This is a genomic window from Paenibacillus sp. P4_A7 (assembly GCF_056402455.1).
Genome location: NZ_JBFUHJ010000583.1, coordinates 1 through 3030, shown reverse-complemented (window position 1 = coordinate 3030; position 3030 = coordinate 1). Strand labels below are relative to the sequence as shown.

The following is a 3030-nucleotide window of genomic DNA, read 5'->3' as shown; positions in this document are numbered from 1 at the left end:
ACTTATGAGGAAGCCAAACTAGCTTTTAAAGCTGGCGCTAGTCACGTTACTCATTGTTTTAATGGCATGCGACCGATTCATCATCGAGACCCGGGTATGATCGTGGCTGCTTTTGAGGAGAAACATGTGAGTCTTCAAGCGATTGTGGATAATGTCCATCTACATCCCGCTATCATTCGATTGATGCATACCTTGAAAGGACCAGAAGGAATGGTCTTAATCACAGATGCCTTACAAGCAATGGGTATGGGTGATGGGAATTATTTATTTGGAGGTCATCACGTTACGGTATCCGATGGCGTTGCGAGGTTAGAGGATGGGACACTCGCTTCTAGTACAGTTACCATGAATGAAGCATTACGTTATACCGTCGAAACCGGGATTCCACTGGTAGATGCCATACAGATGGCTTCAACCACACCGGCCAATATTCTTGCATTTCATCAAAAGGGGCAAATCTCATCTGGTTTCGATGCCGACCTGGTTCTAATGGATGATAAATTTCAAGTTCTATGGACTATGATATGTGGAGAAATTCTATGAACGGCTTTTTAGTTTGGGAATCAGTAGATTTAATCAGGTTTAAAATGTCTCAACCATCATAAGTGGTGTTCTTATCGCGCTATTCAACGTCACTTCTAAGTAAACATTCATTTTAATCACATAATTTGGTTCGTTAGCTAAGAAAGGCCACCGAGTATATCGCTTGCCTTTCTTACAGGTTAATGAGAATAATCTGAGGGTTAATATTCACTTCATTCTCCGGTTCCACTTTCGCTTCGATTTTATTGACATTCATAGTCAAGAAACCAAAATGCATGATACATTTCACTACCTCTGTCATGATACCCCTTCCCCAAAAGTCAGGAGTTAAGTCATATGGCATTCTAATGTTTTGCAAATTGCCTCTAAAGTTGAAAGCCTAATTGCTTTTGCCTTCCATTTTTTAATATAGAAAGGTTAGCCATTGTTATTCCATATTTCGAATCAGGGTGTGAAGTTAAATTGGAAGGTAGTTTTTCCCTTATTATCAGAGGTAACAGCTTAGATATAGAAGTCATTAGTAGGCATATCAATTTGCAACCTACAAAGATAAAAAGAAAAGGCGAACTAGTCACATCAAAGCAAGCTATGATTGATGATTACTGGACTTATAAGGTTGAGTTTGATAATAGTGAATTTGAAAATGCATTTGAAACTTTTCTGATTGATGTAATGCCTTCAAATGAGTTCATGAAGAACATAGCTATAACAAATGAAGTATATATTTTCTTTAGTCTGCGATCTAATCTAGGGCAAATGGGCTTTGAGTTGAATCCAACAATTCTAAAAGCTTTAGCTAATATGAATATTAAGTTGGAGGTACATATTCTCTCGTACGGCGAAGTTGAATATAATTAAAAAGAATCAATTTTATGCATGAAAGATGGTAGATTGTTGTGAAAAGAATTATGTTACATCTATTTATGTTTCTTGTGTACTTGGTCGTTTCTTCGTTTCTTAAATCGCTCGGCTGGATGCCAGAACCTGTAAGAAATAATGGTTGGACAATGTTCATATTTATTGGGATAATAACGGCATTATTATATTGGTCTTGGTTTAAAAACAAAACATGGAATTCATTGTTTTTTAAGGGGAAGAGCAAGGTCAAACCAGATTATACCAATTTAAGTTTTGCTGACTGTATGGGTATCCAATTGAAATCAGAAGTAGAAAGGCAATTATTAAAGGATTTAAAGCATTATGGAATAATCCAAGATGAATATAAGTTTGATTGGTCTGACTGTTGTATTGAAGGGCATAGAACCAACTACTTAGATAGTGAAGTTGAGAACTTCTCTAGTATTATGGTTTTTAATGCTGATGACGAATTGGTTGCCAATGGATGGATGGAGTTTATACACGAAGATGATGTATTTATTGTATACTGGGAATTTCTTGATATATATCAAAACGGTCAAGAAATGTCATTAAAAAGCGAGTGTGGAATACCGCTACATATTTATAATCAATTGCCAAACCAAATCAAATTGAATTATAAAGACAAATTATTACCGTAAGAGTTAGATACTTAATTTTCAATAAAAGAGAAGTTCTATACAAAGAAACCACTCCATTGTCAGGAGTGGCTTTATCTTTATATATTGATGTAAAGTTTGCGGTCAAACTGTACTTTGTGTTTAGATTCATTACGGTGACCCTATTATAAATAACAGCTGCTTATTTCAACACGGCGCTCCATTATACAGCCCGTTATCTTAATAAAGAAAGGGAGCAGCTGCCGTCGCAAACTGACCCTTATCAGTTCAACTAACAGTAACAATAGGTAAGCGTTTGATGTTATCTCCAGCTTTTCCCCTGTTCCACACGGAGCGTGCTAGTTTCCCAGCACTCCGCGTTCCCTCTAACTGAATTTACTAGATCATAAGTTCCTCGTTAATCAAGGATATGGACCGTTAAGTCATCCCAGTAGCTTGCACTGTGGCATCCCCTTCTTCAAGAAGTGATGTCCCCACGTTCCTACCCGACCGGTGCAATTCACGCTTGGAAAACAATCTTTCTCTTCAGTTAGACTCGGGGCTGTTCCTCCACTCCCATTACATGAGATTCATCAGTCGTGCCCCTGCCCTCACAAGAATAAATGCATTTCGGCTTATGCCTTATTGCAACCGTTTCGGGTAACAGCCCTCGTTGCAACGTCCCTTGTTTTCCAAGTTCCTTACATCCTAGCTATTCTTTCTGGACTTAGGTGCTTCCTCTAAGCCTGTGAGACAGATGCCGCCATTGTTTAGCATAGCGTATTTCATAGGAAAAATTCTTACTTTACGCCACTTACCCCATCGTTTGATGGTACATACGTTTCCGTATGTTCTAACTTTAGACCTGTACATTCGGAAGTTCGTCAGTTCAGTCTATTTGAACATTCTCACCATATCCAGTTTTTCAGCCGCGCGACATATCCGTTGGCATACCTTTTCTATTAGAATGGCTCCAGCCTTCGTTCTGCCGAATCTACCTGTACTTCACACC

The 3030-nt window shown here is 38.3% G+C and carries 4 protein-coding genes and 1 pseudogene; 3 read left to right on the top strand and 2 right to left on the bottom strand.

Annotation, left to right across the window (positions count from 1 at the left end):
* The coding region (locus AC1DWN_RS31375) for an N-acetylglucosamine-6-phosphate deacetylase (protein ID WP_477562775.1) at positions 1-543 on the top strand (543 nt) is incomplete at its 5' end.
* A 172-nt stretch (positions 544-715) separates the two neighbouring features.
* On the opposite strand, the gene AC1DWN_RS31370 is transcribed toward AC1DWN_RS31375, so the two are convergent.
* Together AC1DWN_RS31370 and AC1DWN_RS31365 are read right to left on the bottom strand one after the other, a co-directional pair.
* Complete coding sequence (locus AC1DWN_RS31370; protein WP_477562774.1) at positions 716-844, bottom strand: hypothetical protein; 129 nt, start codon at positions 842-844, stop codon at positions 716-718.
* A 26-nt stretch (positions 845-870) separates the two neighbouring features.
* Positions 871-968: pseudogene (locus AC1DWN_RS31365) on the bottom strand (helix-turn-helix domain-containing protein).
* Between the two features lie 37 nt (positions 969-1005).
* On the opposite strand from AC1DWN_RS31365, the gene AC1DWN_RS31360 reads away from it, so the two are divergent.
* Together AC1DWN_RS31360 and AC1DWN_RS31355 are read left to right on the top strand one after the other, a co-directional pair.
* Positions 1006-1401 carry a DUF4279 domain-containing protein gene (locus AC1DWN_RS31360; protein WP_477562773.1) on the top strand — a complete coding sequence of 132 codons (396 nt, stop codon included), beginning with the start codon at positions 1006-1008 and terminating at the stop codon, positions 1399-1401.
* A 38-nt stretch (positions 1402-1439) separates the two neighbouring features.
* Positions 1440-2060 carry a hypothetical protein gene (locus tag AC1DWN_RS31355; RefSeq protein WP_477562772.1) on the top strand — a complete coding sequence of 207 codons (621 nt, stop codon included), beginning with the start codon at positions 1440-1442 and terminating at the stop codon, positions 2058-2060.
* Positions 2061-3030: the final 970 nt, after the last annotated feature.

Coding starts and splice junctions, on each gene's coding strand:
- AC1DWN_RS31370 (WP_477562774.1), bottom strand. CDS start 844: ATGACAGAGGTAGTGAAATGTATCATGCATTTTGGTTTCTTGACTATG.